This window comes from Thermobispora bispora DSM 43833 (genome assembly GCF_000092645.1).
Taxonomy (GTDB): Bacteria; Actinomycetota; Actinomycetes; order Streptosporangiales; family Streptosporangiaceae; genus Thermobispora; species Thermobispora bispora.
Window position 1 is genome coordinate 1,484,537 of the sequence record NC_014165.1, and the last position, 16,493, is coordinate 1,501,029.

15 protein-coding genes are annotated in these 16,493 nt (G+C 74.9%); 5 read left to right on the forward strand and 10 right to left on the reverse strand.

The window, feature by feature from the left end:
- The first annotated feature begins 2 nt into the window (after positions 1–2).
- Together TBIS_RS06555 and TBIS_RS06560 are read left to right on the forward strand one after the other, a co-directional pair.
- Positions 3–743 carry an endonuclease/exonuclease/phosphatase family protein gene (locus tag TBIS_RS06555; RefSeq protein ID WP_013131561.1) on the forward strand — a complete coding sequence of 247 codons (741 nt, stop codon included), beginning with the start codon at positions 3–5 and terminating at the stop codon, positions 741–743.
- Positions 740–1,888 (forward strand): hypothetical protein, encoded by a 1,149-nt coding sequence (locus TBIS_RS06560; RefSeq protein WP_013131562.1) that lies wholly within the window; start codon positions 740–742, stop codon positions 1,886–1,888. Before TBIS_RS06555 ends, TBIS_RS06560 begins: the two co-directional genes overlap by 4 nt.
- A gap of 40 nt (positions 1,889–1,928) precedes the next feature.
- Here TBIS_RS06560 and TBIS_RS19285 read toward each other — a convergent pair whose 3' ends face one another.
- Positions 1,929–2,378, reverse strand: coding sequence for a hypothetical protein (locus TBIS_RS19285; protein WP_013131563.1), 450 nt, complete (start codon positions 2,376–2,378; stop codon positions 1,929–1,931).
- A gap of 12 nt (positions 2,379–2,390) precedes the next feature.
- Positions 2,391–3,155: an alpha/beta hydrolase gene (locus tag TBIS_RS06570; protein WP_013131564.1), complete on the reverse strand. Its 765-nt coding sequence runs from the start codon at positions 3,153–3,155 to the stop codon at positions 2,391–2,393.
- Between the two features lie 119 nt (positions 3,156–3,274).
- On the opposite strand from TBIS_RS06570, the gene TBIS_RS06575 reads away from it, so the two are divergent.
- Together TBIS_RS06575 and TBIS_RS06580 are read left to right on the forward strand one after the other, a co-directional pair.
- Complete coding sequence (locus TBIS_RS06575; RefSeq protein ID WP_013131565.1) at positions 3,275–4,051, forward strand: lysophospholipid acyltransferase family protein; 777 nt, start codon at positions 3,275–3,277, stop codon at positions 4,049–4,051.
- A gap of 70 nt (positions 4,052–4,121) precedes the next feature.
- Positions 4,122–5,729: an MDR family MFS transporter gene (locus TBIS_RS06580; RefSeq protein WP_013131566.1), complete on the forward strand. Its 1,608-nt coding sequence runs from the start codon at positions 4,122–4,124 to the stop codon at positions 5,727–5,729.
- A gap of 26 nt (positions 5,730–5,755) precedes the next feature.
- Here the strand turns inward: TBIS_RS06580 and mmuM are convergent, their stop codons facing one another.
- From mmuM to TBIS_RS06605, 4 genes are all read right to left on the reverse strand, one after another.
- Entirely contained in the window at positions 5,756–6,622 is an 867-nt protein-coding gene (mmuM, locus tag TBIS_RS06585) for a homocysteine S-methyltransferase (RefSeq protein WP_013131567.1), read from the reverse strand.
- Between the two features lie 628 nt (positions 6,623–7,250).
- Positions 7,251–7,619: a DUF1622 domain-containing protein gene (locus TBIS_RS06595; RefSeq protein ID WP_013131568.1), complete on the reverse strand. Its 369-nt coding sequence runs from the start codon at positions 7,617–7,619 to the stop codon at positions 7,251–7,253.
- Positions 7,620–7,766: 147 nt separating this feature from the next.
- Positions 7,767–10,109, reverse strand: coding sequence for a VIT domain-containing protein (locus TBIS_RS20055; protein ID WP_280938084.1), 2,343 nt, complete (start codon positions 10,107–10,109; stop codon positions 7,767–7,769).
- Positions 10,110–10,153: 44 nt separating this feature from the next.
- The gene (locus TBIS_RS06605) at positions 10,154–10,888 is read right to left on the reverse strand and encodes a helix-turn-helix domain-containing protein (protein ID WP_013131570.1); all 735 of its coding nucleotides are present in this window, start codon (positions 10,886–10,888) and stop codon (positions 10,154–10,156) included.
- Between the two features lie 344 nt (positions 10,889–11,232).
- Between TBIS_RS06605 and TBIS_RS06610 the strand changes: the two genes are divergently transcribed.
- Positions 11,233–12,327: an alkaline phosphatase PhoX gene (locus TBIS_RS06610; protein ID WP_041431299.1), complete on the forward strand. Its 1,095-nt coding sequence runs from the start codon at positions 11,233–11,235 to the stop codon at positions 12,325–12,327.
- On the opposite strand, the gene TBIS_RS06615 is transcribed toward TBIS_RS06610, so the two are convergent.
- Genes TBIS_RS06615 through TBIS_RS06630 form a run of 4 tightly spaced genes read right to left on the reverse strand, consistent with a single transcriptional unit; the run spans position 12,277 to position 16,057 of the window.
- Entirely contained in the window at positions 12,277–13,143 is an 867-nt protein-coding gene (locus tag TBIS_RS06615) for an ABC transporter ATP-binding protein (protein ID WP_013131572.1), read from the reverse strand. The two genes, TBIS_RS06610 and TBIS_RS06615, sit on opposite strands and share 51 nt — an antisense overlap.
- The gene (locus tag TBIS_RS06620; protein ID WP_013131573.1) at positions 13,127–14,182 is read right to left on the reverse strand and encodes a taurine ABC transporter substrate-binding protein; all 1,056 of its coding nucleotides are present in this window, start codon (positions 14,180–14,182) and stop codon (positions 13,127–13,129) included. The genes TBIS_RS06615 and TBIS_RS06620 overlap by 17 nt, the downstream gene beginning before the upstream one ends.
- Positions 14,183–14,195: 13 nt before the next feature.
- Positions 14,196–14,978 (reverse strand): ABC transporter permease, encoded by a 783-nt coding sequence (locus TBIS_RS06625; protein ID WP_013131574.1) that lies wholly within the window; start codon positions 14,976–14,978, stop codon positions 14,196–14,198.
- The gene (locus TBIS_RS06630; protein WP_013131575.1) at positions 14,975–16,057 is read right to left on the reverse strand and encodes an LLM class flavin-dependent oxidoreductase; all 1,083 of its coding nucleotides are present in this window, start codon (positions 16,055–16,057) and stop codon (positions 14,975–14,977) included. Before TBIS_RS06630 ends, TBIS_RS06625 begins: the two co-directional genes overlap by 4 nt.
- Between the last annotated feature and the right edge of the window lie 436 nt (positions 16,058–16,493).

Sequence of the window (16,493 nt, forward strand, 5' to 3'; positions counted from 1 at the left end):
GCGTGCTCAGGGTCGCCACCTACAACGTCCGGTCGCTCCGGGACGACCGGGCCGCCCTGGTCCGGATGATCAAGGCATTGCGGCCGGACGTGCTCTGCCTCCAGGAGATGCCCCGCCTCCCGGGCCGGCGCCGGGCCTGGCGCGAGCTCGCCGCGCTGACCGGCATGACGATCGCCGCCGGCTGCCGCGCCGGCGGCGTCGCCGTGTTCGCCGGCCCGGGGCTGCGGGTGGTGCACGGGCTGGGCCGCCCCCTGCGCCGGTTCACCGGCCTCGAACGGCGGGCGATCGCGCTCGCCGTGGTGGAGCGGTCCGGCGCCCGGTACGCGGCCTGCTCGTTCCACCTCGACCTGGTGGGCGAGGCCCGGCTGCGGCACGCGGCCGAGATCGTGCCGGCCGTCGAGGGTGCGGCCCGCGCCTTCGGCGCGCACGCCGTCCTCGCCGGGGACGTGAACGAGGAACCGGACGGGCCGGTCTGGCGCTACCTGGCCGGGCGGTACACCGACTGCCTGGCCGCCGCGGCCGGCGCGACCGGCGGGACGTTCCCCTCGCCGCGGCCCCGGGCCCGGATCGACGGGATCTTCGCCGATCGCGGGCTGCGGGTCGTCTCCTGCGCGGTGGCGGCCGAGCCGATCCACGACGTGGTGCGGGCGAGCGACCACCGGCCGGTGGTGGCCGTTCTCACTCCCGGGGCGGCGCCACCGGTCGGCCGGATGCCCCCCGCGGGCCGTACGATCGTCCCATGACCCGCAGTCCCAAGGGGCGTGCGGTGCCGCTGTGCGCGCTGTTCGCCGGCCTGCTGGCCGGTCCGCACCTGCGTCCGGCGGCGGTGGCGCACGCGTACACCGGCCCGGGCCTCCTGGCGGCCCAGCGGACCGCGCACGTGGAGATCGCCCGGGACTGGCTCCCCCCGCGGCTGCAGGGCGACGCCTCGCTCTCCGATGTCGCGGCCGTCTCGGCCACCGACATCTGGGCGGTGGGCCAGCAGGACGTCTGGGATCTATGGCGCAACCGCGGCGTCATCGCCCACTGGAACGGCTCGTCCTGGACCGAGGTGCCCGTCCGCGGGGACGAGACCGGGCCCGGCCACCTCCGGTCCGTCGCGGTCGCCGGCCGGAACGACGTCTGGGTGGTCGGCGACGGCCAGGACGGCCTGCCGTACGTCGCGCACGGCTCGGCCGACGGGTTCAGCCGGGTCCGGGTGCGGGAGCTGCGGTCCGGGGACTGGCTCGGCGCGGTGGCCGCCGCCTCCGGCCGGGTGGTGATGGTGGGCAGCCGGGACGGCAAGGCCTTCCTGGTGAGCCTCGGCAAGAACGGGGCCTGGGCCACCGCGCAGGGCGGCAAGGGGGCCATGTACGGCGTGGCGCTCTCCGGCAAGAGCGACGGGTGGGCGGTCGGCGACTCGGGCACCCGGCCGCTGATCATGCGGCTGTCGGGGAGCGGGTGGAAGCCCGCGTCCGTGCCCGAGGTCGCCGGCGGTTACCTGCGCGACGTCCACGTGGACGGCAAGCGGTCGTCGCTGGCGGTGGGCGGCGTCTACCGGGGCGGCACCTCGATCGCGCCGCTGGTGCTGCACTGGAACGGCAAGAAGTGGCGGCGGCTCCGGCTCCCCGTGCGCGTGGCCGAGCTGTACGGGGTGACCGGGGACGGGCGGGGCACCTACTGGATCTCCGGGTACGACCCCCGGCACCCCGAGCGGTCGTTCCTGCTCAAGTACGACGGCCGCCGCTGGACCACGCTGCGCGGCCGGGCGTCCGGCCAGAAGCGCAAGGTGCGGCTGCAGGCGGTCTCCCACGTCAGCGGCCTCACCGTCGCCGTCGGCCACCTGCTCGACGCCAAGGACCGCTACACCGACCACGTCGAGCGGTACGAGACCCAGCCCGCCAAGTGACGGCGGCGCCCGGCCCGGCCGGCCGGGCGCCGGGCCCCGCTCAGACCACGGCGCCGTTGTCCCAGCCCGAGTCCGGGGGCGGGCCGTCCCCCAGGCGGACCACGAGCGTCACGAAGCCGGCGATGAACGCGGCCACCGCGGCGAACACGATCCACCCGTCCATCGGCCACCCCAGCATCGCGGCGAGCAGCAGGTAGGCCGGCCCGCCGAAGAGCGCGGCCCAGGACAGCCTGCTGATCGCGTCTCCCTTGGGGAGCGGCGGCGGGGGCGGCGGGACGAAGTGGTCGTCATCGTCGTCCTCGTCCTCGCCGGTGACGGGCTCCTCCACCGCCGCCGCGGGGCAGGCGCCGGCGGGCTCCCGCCGCACCGGGTCGTCCTCGGTCACGTTCTCCCGGTCCGGCCACGGCTGACCGGCCGAGGGATCCTCGGGCTGGTGAAAGGAGGCGACGATCTGACGCCAGACCTCGTCCTCGTCACTCTGCGGCGTCACTTCGATCCCAGATCACACGTCTTTGGGCAAGCCTACCGAGGCGTGGGACCGGATGAAGCCGAGGCTCCCCTCGAAGATCACCGGCGCGTCGTTGTCGAGCGTCGCGACGTGGTAGCTGTCGGTGAGCTCCCTGACCTCCACCCGGTCCGCCAGCCGGGAGCGGAGGAACGCGACGCTCGCCGGCCCGACCACGTGGTCCTCGCGGCTGCGGAACACCAGCACCGGGGCCTCGATCCGGTCGATGTCCCGCTGGACGAGCCGCCACAGCCGGAGCAGGGTCGCGGCGGCCCGCACGGGGGTCCGCGAGTAGCCGAGCTCGGTCACCCCCTCGCGCTTGATGTCGTTCGCCACCCCGCGCACCGACGGAACGATCCACTTCAGCACGGGGGCGAGCCGGAGTAAGGGGGTGTCGCAGACCAGGGAGGGGTTCACCGCGACCACGCCCCGGATCGCCTTGGGGTGCACCTCGGCGAGCCGGAGGGCGAGGCATCCGCCGAGCGAGAGGCCCATGACGAACACCTCGGCGCACCGCTCGCGGAGGGCGGCGAGCGCCTTGTCGAGCTCGGCGTACCAGTCCTCCCACCCCGTCCGGTTCATCTCCTGCCATGTCGTGCCATGCCCGGGCAGGCGGGGGAGCGAGACCGTGAGCCCGTGCCCTGCCAGGTACTCACCCCACGGGCGCAGCGACTGCGGCGATCCGGTGAACCCATGGCAGAGCAGGACACCGATCGGGCCGCCGTCGTGGTGGTACGGCTCCGCACCCGGCAGTACCGGCATCCAGCACCTCCGTGTCCCGAGTATCCGGTGTTCCGCCCGATAGTCCCATGTAAGCCGCGGTTCAGGGGAGAGGGGCGGCCCGTGCGAAGATGACTTCCACATCGATCCAAGGGGGCTGCGTGTTCTACTGGGTGCTGAAGGTCATCCTGTGGCCGATCCTCCGTGTGCTCTTCCGCCCGTGGGCGGAGGGGGTGGAGAACGTACCGAAGGAGGGCCCGGTCATCCTGGCCGGCAACCACCTGTCCTTCGCCGACCACTTCTTCGGCGCCGGCTTCCTCCCGCGCAAGGTCATCTCCCTCGGCAAGATCGAATACTTCACCGGCCGCGGGATCAAGGGGTGGATCAGCAGGGCGTTCTTCAAAGGGGTCGGGACCGTGCCCATCGACCGGACCGGTGGCAAGGCGAGTGAGGCGGCGCTCCGCACCGGCCTGCGCATCCTCAGCGAGGGCAAGGTGCTCGGCATCTACCCGGAGGGAACCCGATCCCCGGACGGCCGCCTCTACAAGGGCAAGACCGGGGTGGCGCGGCTCGCCCTCGAGTCCCGGGCGCCGGTGATCCCCTGGGTGATGGTCAACACGCACGAGATGATGCCGCCCGGCCGGGTCATCCCCAAGTTCGGCATCCGCCCCGGGGTCAAGTTCGGCAAGCCGCTCGACTTCTCCCGCTACTACGGGATGGAGCACGACCGCCTGATCCTCCGGGCGGTCACCGACGAGATCATGTACGCGATCATGGAGCTCTCCGGCCAGGAGTACGTCGACAAGTACGCGGCCGCCGCCAAGGCCGAGATGCAGGCGGCCCGCAAGGCGGAGAAGGCCGAGAAGGCGGAGAAGAGCGGGAAGCCGGAGACCATCGAGCACACGGAGCGGACCGCGGCGGGCGGATCCTCGTCATAGCGCGTATTAGACCGCGGTGACCGCGGGTAGCGACTCGGTATACGCCCCGTATCGAACGATTGGGAGGCATATGACCGAGCGCAGCCCGCGGGTATCGGACCTCAGCGCGGAGACGGCGGGCCCGGGTGGCGGGGGTGCCGCCGCCCGGGCCGATCGCCGTCCCGGCTACCTTCCCCACCGGCAGATCCTCGTCGTCCTCCTCGGCGTGGCGTGCGGGATGCTGCTCGCCGCGCTCGACCAGAGCATCGTCGGCACCGCCTTACCCCGCATCGTGAGCGAGCTCGGCGGGCTCGACCGGCTCTCCTGGGTGGTCACCGCCTACCTGCTCACCTCGACGGCGGCCACCCCGGTCTGGGGGAAGATCTCCGACCTGTACGGCCGGCGGATCATCTTCCAGGCCGCGATAGCGATCTTCCTCGCCGGGTCGGCGTTCGCCGGGCTGAGCCAGAGCATCGGCCAGCTCATCGCCTCCCGGGCGATCCAGGGCCTGGGCGGCGGCGGGCTCATGGCGATCGCCTTCGGCATCGTCGCGGACGTGATCCCGCCCCGGGAGCGCGGCCGCTACCAGGGCTACTTCGGCGCGGTGTGGGGCACCGCGAGCGTGGCCGGCCCGCTGCTCGGCGGCTTCTTCGCCGACGGCCCCGGCTGGCGGTGGATCTTCCTGATCAATCTCCCGATCGGGATCGTCGCGCTCGCCGTCGTCTCGGCCGCGCTCCGGCTCCCGCTGGAGCGCCGCCGCCAGCGGGTCGACTACCTGGGGGCCACGGTGATCGCGGCCGGGGTGGCGTGCTTCCTCCTCTACCTCGACTGGGCCGGGCGGGAGCTCGGCTGGACCGCCCCGGGCGCGCTCGCCCTGCTCGCCGGCGCCGTGTCGCTCGCCTCGCTCTTCGTGCTCGTCGAGCTCCGGGCCTTCGAGCCCATCCTGCCGATGCGGCTCTTCCGCAACGCGGTGTTCAGCGTGGGCAACCTCTTCGGGTTCCTCTCCGGCCTCGCCATGTTCGGAGGCCTGGTCTTCCTCCCCGTCTACCTGCAGGTGGTCCAGGGCATGTCGCCCACCGTCTCCGGCCTCGCCCTGCTCCCGGCCGTCCTCGGCATCTTCTCCACCTCGGTCGCCACCGGCCGGCTGATGAGCCGCACCGGCCGGTACAAGGCGTTCCCGATCGCCGGTTCGGCCGTGCTCATCGTGGCGCTCTGGCTGCTGTCCACGATCGGGGTGGACACGCCGTACTGGCGGGTCGCGGCCTACGCCTACCTGTTCGGCGCCGGGCTCGGGTGCTGCATGCAGACCGTGGTGACCGCGGTCCAGAACGCGGTCCGCCGGTCCGACATCGGCGTGGCCACGAGCTCGACCGCGTTCTTCCGGATGATGGGCGCGGCGATCGGCACCGCGATCATGGGCGTGGTGCTCACCGACCGGCTGACCCACCACATGGCGGCCGAGTTCGGCGGCCGGCCGCCCACCGGCCCGGGCGCGACCGCGATCGACGTCAACGACGTCGAGGCGATCCGGCGGCTCGCGCCGCCGATCCGGGAGCACGTGCTCGCCGCCTTCTCCCACGCGATCGACGACGTGTTCCTGGTGAGCATCCCGTTCGTCGCCGCCGCGCTCGTGGTGGCGCTCTTCCTCAAGGAGATCCCGCTCGCCGGCCGCACCGGCGGCCCGCCGGGCGTCGGCTGAGAAGCCGCGGCCCGGCCGGGGCGCGGTCAGGCCGGCGACTCCGCGAGCCGGGCGCGGATCTCCCGGATGTGCGCGGGGGTGGTGCGGCAGCAGCCGCCGATGTGCGTGGCGCCGAGCGCCCGCCACTCCACGGCGGCCCGGCCGAACGAGACCGGGTCGGAGGTCCCGGTCCAGCGGCGGCCCACCGGGTCCCACGCCTCACCGGAGTTGGGGTAGACGATCCGGGCGCCCGCGCGGATCAGCCCGGGGATGTGGCGCGGCGGCGTGCAGTTCACCCCGACCGCGACGACCTGCGGCATGCCGGAGAAGAGCGCCACGCACTCGGCGAACGGCGTGCCGTCGTTGATGTGGCGGTCGTCCCGGCAGGAGAAGCTCACCCAGGCGCGCACCTCAGGGGCGAGCCGGAGCAGCCGGGCCACCGCGCACGCCTCGGGGAACGACGGGATGGTCTCGAACGCCACCAGGTCGGCTCCGGCCGAGGCGAGGATCTCGAAGCGCTCCCGGTGCCAGGCGAACAGCCCGTCCTCGCCGAGGTCGTACGCGCCGGTGTACTCGGCGCCGTTGGCGAGGTAGGCGCCGTACGGCCCCACGCTCGCCGCCACCAGCCCGTGGCCGGCCTCGTCCCGCGCCTCGACCGCGAGCCGTACGGCGAGGCGGAGCAGATCCCGGGCCTCCCCGGGGGTGAGGCCGCGCCGCACGAACCCGGGGATGCTCGCCTGGTAGCTCGCCGTGGTGGCGACGTCGGCGCCCGCGGCGAAGTAGTCGAGGTGGGCCTTGCGGATGATCCCGGGATTCTCGATGAGCAGCCTCGCCGACCACAGCTCATCGCGGAGGTCGCACCCGAGCGCCTCCAGATGGGTGGCGAGGCCGCCGTCCAGCACGAGGTAGCTCACCGGTCAACCCTATGCGTTCCGATCCGTGAACAGGTTCCCGGGCGCCGTCCGGCGGCCCCGGCGCCCGCCGGACGGCGCCCGCCCGGTCCGGACCGGGGTGCCTCCCGGCGGCCCGGGCCGTACCCGGGCTTCGGGGCCGGTCACGCGCCGACGGCGCACCGCGGCAGTCCCCCCGCAGGATCCGGCTGGAGACGGCCGGAGAAGGGGGAGGCGGACCGGACGCGATCCGGGGCTCACGCAGCCCTGGAGTCCACGTCACCCTCGGGTTTCCGTGACACGGCGAACGAAGCGTGAACCGCGGTCGGTGCGGGCGCGATCGCGGTGCCCGTGCCCAGGTCGGTGCCGTCGTGGCCGGCCGCCGGGGAACTCTTGATCGGTGAATGCCCGTATCGGATACCCCATCGATATTTCTGCTTATTTGGTAGGGATAATGGGGTCAGGGTCGCCTTCGCCCTGCCGTTCAGCTTCGAGTACGAGGACTACGAGCAGATCCTCACCGACATCGCGACCAAGCTCGGCCCGGCGCTCGGCCGGCGGCCGTCCACCTGACCGCACGCACGCCCCGTTGCCGGGGTGGACCTCCCGCCGCGATGGCGCTCCGGCCGGGTCGGTGGAGCGGAAGCGGCGATCAGCGCTCCTCACGCGGTGCGGGGCGGGGACGGCGGTGCCACGGCCACCGGCCCTCCAGCTCCACCTGGAGCGAGAGGCTGAGGAAGGTGCGGATCAGCACGATCACCGCGAGCACGCCGACGCTGCGGAACGTGGGCGATACGGCCACCGTGCGGATGATGTCCCCGGCGACGAGGAACTCCAGGCCCAGCAGGATCGCCCGGCCCAGCCCTTGCCGGTACCGGCGGTAGGCGTCCTCGAACCGTTCGCGGTGCCGTACCCGCGGCAGGAACAGCACGGTCGCCACGAGCGCACCGAGCACGATCACGATCACACCGGCGAGGTCGAGCGCCTGCCCGGCCGTCTCCGCGATCCTGCCGAACTCCACGGCATCCGGTTACCCGGCCGCCCGCCGCCCATGGCGCGCCCGGCCAACGCTTGACCGTCGCTCGCCCATCCACGGACCCGCGAGCCGCGCTCCCGCCGGAAGGCCCGCCGCGGGCCGTGCGGGCCCCGGGGGGAGCGCCGTGACCGCTCAGGGCCTCCGCCTCCAGAAGGCCCGCCCCGGCCCGGCCGCGCCGCCGGGCCCGCCGCCCGCCCCGTGGCCGCCGGTCTCCGCGCCACCGCCGGTCCCCGGGCCGCCGGTGAGCGCGATGAGCAGGTCGATCGCCCGCCGGCAGAGGTCACCGGGCTCGGCCCCGGGCAGCTCGGCCCGGGCCAGCTCGTCGGCGAGGGCGGTGAGCTCGGCGTGGCCGCCGAGCATGTGGGCGATCACCCGCAGCCGGCTCGCCAGATCGGCGAGGTACCGCCGCAGCTCCGGGCCGGGGAGCGGCTGCGCCTCCCGGAGCCTGGCCAGCTCCTGGATCAGGAGCGGGCGGACCGTGTCGAACCCCACCGCCGGTGCGGTCCCTGCGGCGGGCGAGGAGAGGTGCGGCCCGGCCGCGAACCGGCCGGCCCGGCGGAGCATGGCCCCGAAGGAACCGGCCGGCGCCCCCGGGGGCGGCGGCGCGCCGCCGAAGGACGCCAGGGTCGCCATCATCGGCGCCCCCGTCGCGAGCTCGGTCATCTCCCAGCCCGACGGCGGCTCGACCGGCTGGATCACGCGGTGCTCCGGGGCGCCGTCCGCGGTCACCCGGGTGTCGATGGCGGCGAACGCGGTGAACCGGCACAGCACCCCGAACCGCAGCGAGGTCGCCACGATCCGCTCCTCGAGCGAGGTGTCGCCGGCGGCGTACCGGTCCTCCAGCTCCCGCAGGTGCGCCCGGACCCAGATCGCCCGGGCCGCCGGGTTCGCGGCCGCCCGGCCGGTGACGCGGGTCTCCCAGGGCTCCCCGCTCGCGGTACGGCCGGCGAGGGTGAGCGCGCCGGTGGGGCGGCCCCGGTAGCGGCCGAGGAGGGTGAGCGGCACGCCCGGATAGAGGGAGCCGAGGTGGGTGAGGGTGCCGGGGATCACCTCCAGCCCGTCGGGCCGCGCGGTGATGTCGGTGACCAGCGGCGCGCCGATCCGGCGGTGGATGTGCTCCATGGCCTCGTCGAGCCGGTCCTCGGACTCCACCAGCTCGCACCGGCCGGCGCCGAGCACGGCGAGCCGGCCGAGGAAGGCGGCGTTGACCGCCCGGTCGATGCCGACGGCGTGGACGCGCACCCCGCCGATCCGGGAGGCCATCCGCTCCAGGATCCGGTCCTCGTCGCCCACCTGGCCGTCGGTGACCAGGACGAGCACCGCGTCCCGCCCGCCTTCGGCCGCGGCGGCGAGCGCGGTGAGCGCCTCCTCCAGCGGGGCGAGCATCTCGGTCCCGCCGCGCGCCTCGAGCCGGGCGAGGAACTCAACGGCCCGGTACCGGGCGCGGTCGGTGGCCGCGGTGAGCCCGTCGGGGAACGCCCGCTCGATCACGTTGTCGAAGGCGAGCACGGCGAGGCGGTCGCGCTCGGTGAGCGTGTCCACGATCCGGGCCGCCGCCCGCCGGGCGGCGACCATCTTCCAGCCGGCCATGCTGCCGGAGCGGTCGAGCACGAGGACCACGTCGCGCGGGCGGCGCGCGGCCTCCCGGTCGTCCGGGGGCAGCACGGTGAGCATGAGGGTCCCCTCCCCGTCCTCCGCCGCGCCGTCGCCGGGCTCGTCCGGCACCAGGAGCAGCCCGCCCGAGGCGCGGTAGGCGAACCGGAGGATGACGTCGCGGTCGAGCCGCTCCCCGGGCCGGAGGCGGATCGTGTCCCCCTCCACGGCCACGTCGTGCAGGCTGGAGCGGATCTCGCGCAGCTCGAGCCCGGCCGGGTCCAGGGTGACCGTGAACGACAGGCGCACCGGCGCGGGGAAGCCGGGAAGGAGCACCGGCGGGGTGATCCGGGAGGCGTCGGGCACCGCATCGGTGTCCGGGACGACCCCCGAGCCGGCGGCGGGGGCGCCGAGCGGGCTCCCCGGGATGTACCGGGGCGCCACGACCAGCGGGAACCGGAACTCGGCCGCGCCGTCCTCGTAGGGGAGCGGCTGGCTGAGCTCGAGCCGGACCGTGACGCGCTCCCCGGGCATGATGTTGCCGACCCGGATGGTGAAGACGTCGGGCCGGTCCTCCTCGGCGATCGCCGCCGGCCTGCCCTCGGCGAGCGCCCGCTCGTAGGCGGCGCGCGCCCGGCCGCGTTCCTGGAGCACGCCCTCGATCACGCGGTCGTCCGCCTCCATGCGGAACGCGGTGACCGCGGCGCGCGGCGGCAGCGGGAAGACGTACGTCGCCTCGAGCGGGACGTCGTGCGGGTTGCGGTATCCCTGGACCACCGTGACGCCGGCGATCAGCCCGGTGACGCGGGCGGTGACGGTGACGCTCTCCAGCGGGAGGTTGCCCCGCTCGGTGCCGAGCGCCCCGAGGCCGGCGCCGGGCACCGGCCGGCACTCCTCCGGCCTGAGGCGCGTGATGATCGGACCGGTCATCGTGGACGGGGCGCGGACCCCGGGCCACGGCCGTGGGGCGGCCGCCCCTCCCTCCCTCCGTTTGTCATAGGCGTTGCGGGAAGTTCCGCGCCGGGGCGGTCGGCGAGGCCGTACCCGGCGAGCATGGCGAGGAGCGGGCCGGCCGCGCGGCGGATGGCGGCGGCCTCCTCGGCGGTGGGGGCGCGGCCGGCGCCGTCGAGCAGCAGCGTCACCCCGGGCGCGAGCCGTACCCCGTGGACGACCCCGGCGGGCTGCTGGTCCGCGGCTCTGGGCGGCGGGTATCCCGCGGAGGTCGTGTCGGGTGCGGCGGTGCCGTCCGGGCGGGGTGGCCGGGCGAGCGCGGCCGGGCGCGCCCAGAACCGCCGGGCCGGGCCGGGCGCGGGCGCGCCGTCCGCGGCGGTTCCGGCCGGCTCCTCCGGCAGGTCCGCGTCGCCGAGGCCGGCGATGCGCTGGAGCGCGGCGTCGGTCGCCCCGGCGAGCTCGGCCTGGATGGCGGCGATGGAGAGCCCGGCCGCCTGGCGGCGCTTGATCGCCACGAGCTGCAGCAGGTGGCGCCGCCCGTAGAGCGCGACCCGGCCCCGGCGGGCGATCGGCGGGTCGAGCAGGCCGATCGTCGTGTACCAGCGGATGAGCCGCTCGTTCGGCACGGGGCGGACCCGGCCGCTCACCTGCCCGTCCGGGCCGAGCAGCCGCGCCGCGTGCTCCGCCAGTTCGCCGATCGTCCAGGCCATGCTCCCACTATGACACTGTCAATTTGACAGTGTCAATGTTGAGCTGTGCCGGGGCGGTGAGCGGTGCCATGATTAGCCGGGAAGTCCCCGCCGGCGGACGCGCGTCCCCGCCGTCCGCAACGCGCGAGCTGCTGGATCGTCCGGCGGGCGGTGGCGGTTGCGAGCGGCCGCCGGTGGTGGTGGATTGAAATGCGTGCGATGGAGGCCTGGCCGGGCATCGGCCGGCGAGGTCACCACAGGCGACGGGGCTGAGCCCACGGGGAGACCGTCCAACGCCGCCAGGTGTCCGGACAGGCGTGGCAACGGGCAGCTCGAGGAGGCGGGTCACGGTGCGTGGAACGGCCATGCGGTCCACGGCTGACTCGGTGGTGTCCGGCTCCCTATGGCGTCTCGCCTTCACCCGTCCCGGTGCGGAGAGCGGGCGATCGGCGGGCCGGCGGTACGGGGAACCGGCCGATCCCGACGGAGACGGTGTCGCGGTCCCCGAGGGGTTCACGGTCCGCGTCGTCGCCAGGTCGGGGGAGCGGATCGGCGGCGTCGCCTGGCACGCCGCCCCCGACGAGGCGGGCTGCCTCGCCTGCGATGACGGGTGGATCTACGTCTCCAACTCCGCGCGTCCGCTGCTCGGCGGCGTCACCGCGGTGCGGTTCACCGCCGGCGGCGAGGTGGTGAGCGCCTACCGCCTCCTGTCCGGGACCGATCGCAACCACGCGGGCGCGGTCACCCCGTGGCGCACCTGGCTGTCCGGTGAGGAGACCCCCTACGGGCGGATCTTCGAATGCGACCCGTACGGCATGCGCGCCGCCATGCCGCGCCTCGCGATGGGCCGGTTCCGGCACGGCGGTCTCGCCGTCGACCCGGACCGGGGGATCGTCTACCTCACCGAGCTGGAGCCCGACGGCTGCTTCTACCGGTTCCGCCCCGAGGACTGGGGCGACCTCACCACCGGCGTCCTCGAGGTGATGGTCACGGACGGGGAGTCGGTGTCCTGGCGGCGGGTGCACACCCCGGCCGCGATCGACGAGCCGCTGCGCGAGCAGGTGCCCGGGGCGCGGCGGTTCGCCGTCGGCTCGGCCGTCCACTGCCACGGCGGGATCTGCTACTTCGCCACCGTGGGCGACGGCCGGATCTGGGCCTACGACCCGGAGCGGGAGCGGCTCACGGTCGTCTACGGGGACGGCGCCGCGCACCCCGGCACACTGCACGAGAACCTCTTCGTCGCCGAGGACGACGGCGCCCGGATCAGCGTGGTGAGCGAGGAGGGCACGGCGGCGCCGTTCCTCCGCCTGGAGGGCGCGGCGGACCGGCGGATCACCGGCCTCGCCTTCGCCCCCGACCACAGCAGGCTGTACTTCTCGGTCCTGCCCGCCCGGCCGGGCGCCGCGGGATCAGCCGAGGCCGGGGTCACCTACGAGGTGCGCGGCCCGTTCCTCGGCTGACGCGGGCCCGCGCCCGGGCGCCGCGGCCGAGCGGATCACGGCGGCGAGCCGCTCCCGCGCCGCGCCGAAGCGCGCGTCACCGCGCGGGTGCGGCAGGGACGGCAGGTCCGACCGCTCGTCGTGGATCACCCGCCCGGGCCCGCCGCTGAGCGCGATGGCCCGGGTGCCGAGGTAGACGGCCTCGTCCACGTCGTGGGTGATGAACACGACCGTCGTCCCGGTGCTCCGCCACAGCCGCCGCAGCTCGTCCTGCATGCGCTCGCGGGTGAACGCGTCGAGCGCGGCGAACGGCTCGTCCATGAGCAGCACCCGGGGCCGGGTCGCGAGCGCGCGGGCGATCGCCGCCCGCTGGCGCATCCCGCCGGAGAGCTCGTACGGCCGCAGCCGGGCCGCGTCGCTCAGCCCGGTCAGCTCGAGCAGCTCGGCCACGCGGGCCCGGCGGGCCGCCCGCGGCAGGCCGCGCAGGCCGAAGCCCACGTTCGCGGCGACCGAGAGCCACGGGAAGAGCCGGGGCTGCTGGAAGACCACGCCCCGGTCGGGCCCCGGCCCGGTGACCGGCCGGCCCGACACGGCGACCGAGCCGGCCGACGGCCGGGTGAACCCGGCGATCAGGCGGAGCAGCGTGCTCTTGCCGCAGCCCGAGGGGCCGACCACGGTCACGAACTCCCCGGGCTCGATCGCCAGGTCGATCGGGCCGAGGACCGTGCGGTCCCGGTAGGCCTGCCGTACCCCGCGCAGCTCGATCGCGTACGGCCCGCCGCCGCGGGCGGCGGCGTCACCGGGCGCGCCGTGAGGGGCGTCATTGCGCGAAGGCATCGGCGAGTTCCCTGGTGCCGAGGCCGTTGCGGAAGACGTCGAGGCCGGGGACGGCGTCGACCTTCTTCTGCTCGTGGAGGAACAGCGCGGTCCGGCGCAGGGTCTCGGCGAGCCTCCCGGGCGCCTCGGGGGTGCCGAGGTAGCCGGCCGACCGCTGCTGCTCGCCGTCGAGCAGGATGAGCTGGCCGAGCTGGCGGGCGGCCTCCTCCGGGGTGATGCCGAGCTGGCGGGCGATCGCGGCGGCGGCCGCCTGCGGGTCGCTGCGCGCGAGCCGGACCGCGCGGTCCTGCTGCTGGAGCCAGACCCTCACCACGTCCGGGTACCGCTCGGCGAACTCGTTCCGGACCACGGCGAGGTCGGCGGTGAGCGTGCCGCGCTCGGCGAGCTCCCTGCTGGTGATCAGGGTGGTGCCGGTCTTCTGCAGCTCGGCGAGGACCGGGGTCCACACGTACGCGCCGTCGATGTCGCCCCGCTGCCAGGCCGCCTGGATGTCCGGGGGCTCCATGTCGACGATGTCCACCTGCGACTCGGAGAGCCCGGCGTCGCGCAGCGCGGCGAGCAGGCTGTAGTGGGTGGTGGAGCTGTACGGCGCCGCCACCCGCTTGCCGGCGAGCTCCTTGATCGACGTGATCCCCTTCCGCACCACGAGGGCCTCGTTGTCGCCGATCACGTCGAAGATCCACGGGACCCGGTAGGGGATGTTGAGCGGCGCGGAGAGCCCGCGGGCGACCGGGCTGCTGCCGGCGAGGCCGATGTCGATGGCGCCGGAGAGCATGGCCGTGTTGACGTCGCCGCCGGAGTCGAACCTGCTCCAGATGATCTTCGTGTCCGGGAGGGCCTGCTCCAGCCACCCCTGGTCTTTGACGATCAGGTCCCCGTTGGGGATGAGCTGATAGCCGATCCGGAGGGTGGCCGGGGCGCCGGGCCCGCCGGCCTCCTCACCCCCGGAGCCGCCCCCGATGGCGCAGGAGGTGAGCGCGAGGGCCGCGGCCACGAGCCCGGCGAGCAGGTGTCTCCGTCTCTTGGTGGGTGATCGCATGGTGTCTCCACGTTCAGTCGCGCCCGCGCCAGGGCACCAGGCGCCGGTCGAGGGTTTGCAGCAGGAAGTCGATGAGCAGGCCGGAGAGACCGATGATCAGGATCCCGAGGATCACCACGTCGGTCTGGTTGTAGCGCTGGGCGTCCCGGATCATCCCGCCGATGCCGGGGATGCCGTTGACGGTCTCGGCCGCGACCACGGAGGTGTAGGCGACGCCGACCGCGACCCGGATCCCGGTGAGGATCTCCGGCAGGGCGCTCGGCAGCACCACGCGCCAGGGGAGCTGCCACCGCGGCACGCCGAGCGACCGGGCGGCGTTGAGGTAGTCCTCGTGCACCCCGCGCACCGCGTCCGCGGTCGAGACGGCCACGGGCGGGAGGGCGGCGATCAGGAGGAGCCAGACCTTCGGCTCCTCGTCGATGCCGAACCAGATCACCAGCAGGCTGAGGTAGGCGAGCGGCGGGAGGGTGCGCACGAAGGTCACCGGCGGGCCGAGCAGCGCCCGCACCGTGGGGACCATGCCGATGAGCAGGCCGAGCGCGATCCCCCCGCCGATGCCGTACAGGCAGCCGAGGAGGATCCGGCGCAGGCTGGCGAGCAGGTGCTCGCCGAGGGTGTGGCCGGCGTACCCCTCGGTGGACGTGGTGATGAGCTTCTCCCACACCGCGGCCGGCTCGGGCACCAGCACCGGGGGCCAGATCCGCGCGGCCGCGACCGCCTGCCAGACCGCGAGGATCACCGCCACCGAGCCGAGGGTGAGCAGCCCGCGGCGGTGGGGCGAGGACGGCGCGTTCATACCGCCACGGGCTCGGCGGCGAGCCGGGGGAGGATGAACTCGCCGACCCGGAGCGCCTCCTCCAGGTGCGGCCAGCCGGAGAGGATGAACTCCTCGAGGCCGAGCGCGGCGTACTCCCGGATCCGCTCGGCCACCTCGTCGTAGCTGCCCACGAGCGCGGTGCCCGCGCCCTCGGGGACGAGCCCGACGCCGGCCCACAGGTTGGGGGAGACCTCCAGCCGCTCGGCCGAGCCGCCGTGCAGCGCGGTCATGCGCCGCTGGCCGACCGAGTCCATCCGGGCGAACCGCGCCTGGGCGGCGGCGATCCGCTCCGGGTCCATCCCGGCGAGCAGCCGGTTCGCCTGCGCCCACGCCTCCTCGGCGGTCTCCCGGGCGATGACGTGCAGCCGGATGCCGTAGCGGAGGGTGCGGCCGGCCTCGGCGGCGAGCGCGCGCATCCGCTCCAGCCGCTCGGCGATCGCCGCGGGCGGCTCGCCCCACATCAGGTAGACGTCGGCGTGCCGCGCCGCGACCCGCTCCGCGGCGGGGGAGGCCCCGCCGAAGTAGATCTCCGGCGGATCGCTCAGCGGGGTCCCCAGGCCGCCGCCCTCGATCCGGTAGTAGGTCCCCTGGAAGTCGAACGGCCCGCCCCGCCAGATCCGGCGCAGCAGCTCGAGGTACTCGGCGGTCCGCGCGTAGCGCTCGTCATGGCCGAGGAAGTCGCCGTAGGCCCGCTGCTCCACCGGGTCGCCCCCGGTCACCGCGTTGAGCAGCAGGCGCCCGCCGCTGAGCTCCTGGAACGTCTGGGCCTGCTGGGCGAGCACGGTGGGGAGGGTGAACCCGGGCCGGAAGGCGACGAGCAGGCGCAGCCGCTCGGTGGCGCCCGCCAGGGCCGCGCAGGTGACCAGCGGGTCCAGGCAGCCGGAGCCGATGGGGGTCAGCGCGGCGTCGAACCCGGCCGCCTCGGCCGCCCGGGCCACCTGGGTGAGGTAGCCGAGCGTCGGCGGGCGCGAGACCGTGGGGCTCGCCGCGACCGTGGTGGTGGCCGGCCGGACCTGGTGCCCGTCGCCTGAGGTCGGGAGAAACCAGTGGAACCGCATGGATGCCGCCTCGGTACGTGGGTGGGTTCTGCCTGGCAAGAGGGTAACCCGATTATTCCTACTGATATAGAGGTAAATCTCTATGGCGAATATCACAATCGGGACATTCCGTACGGTTGCCAGGGGGCGGCGGCCCGGAAGGGGCGCGGGCGGCCACCCCAGGGCGGTCCGGCGGCCGGGGGCAGGCGCGCGCGTCCGGGCCGGTGCCGGTCTGCGCATGGCGCGCGGCACGGGGCGATGGCCGGCCATCGGCGAGGTCGCCGGCCCGGCCCGCGGCGCGCGAGGCGGGCGGCCCGCGGGCGCCGAACAGGGCATCGGCGCCCGGCCGGGCCCACGGGACCGACGCCCGGGCGGCCGGTGAGGCGCCGCCGGACCACCACCGGATCACCCGGCCCGCCCGGCCGCGCCAGGCGGCGCCGCACGCCGGGCCGGAACG

Bases quoted from the DNA above. Each gene is read 5' to 3' on its own strand.
- TBIS_RS06560 (WP_013131562.1), top strand. From the start codon at position 740: ATGACCCGCAGTCCCAAGGGGCGTGCGGTGCCGCTGTGCGCGCTGTTC.
- TBIS_RS06570 (WP_013131564.1), bottom strand. From the start codon at position 3,155: ATGCCGGTACTGCCGGGTGCGGAGCCGTACCACCACGACGGCGGCCCG.
- TBIS_RS06580 (WP_013131566.1), top strand. From the start codon at position 4,122: ATGACCGAGCGCAGCCCGCGGGTATCGGACCTCAGCGCGGAGACGGCG.
- TBIS_RS06605 (WP_013131570.1), bottom strand. From the start codon at position 10,888: ATGGCCTGGACGATCGGCGAACTGGCGGAGCACGCGGCGCGGCTGCTC.
- TBIS_RS06610 (WP_041431299.1), top strand. From the start codon at position 11,233: ATGCGGTCCACGGCTGACTCGGTGGTGTCCGGCTCCCTATGGCGTCTC.
- TBIS_RS06615 (WP_013131572.1), bottom strand. From the start codon at position 13,143: ATGCCTTCGCGCAATGACGCCCCTCACGGCGCGCCCGGTGACGCCGCC.
- TBIS_RS06620 (WP_013131573.1), bottom strand. From the start codon at position 14,182: ATGCGATCACCCACCAAGAGACGGAGACACCTGCTCGCCGGGCTCGTG.
- TBIS_RS06625 (WP_013131574.1), bottom strand. From the start codon at position 14,978: ATGAACGCGCCGTCCTCGCCCCACCGCCGCGGGCTGCTCACCCTCGGC.
- TBIS_RS06630 (WP_013131575.1), bottom strand. From the start codon at position 16,057: ATGCGGTTCCACTGGTTTCTCCCGACCTCAGGCGACGGGCACCAGGTC.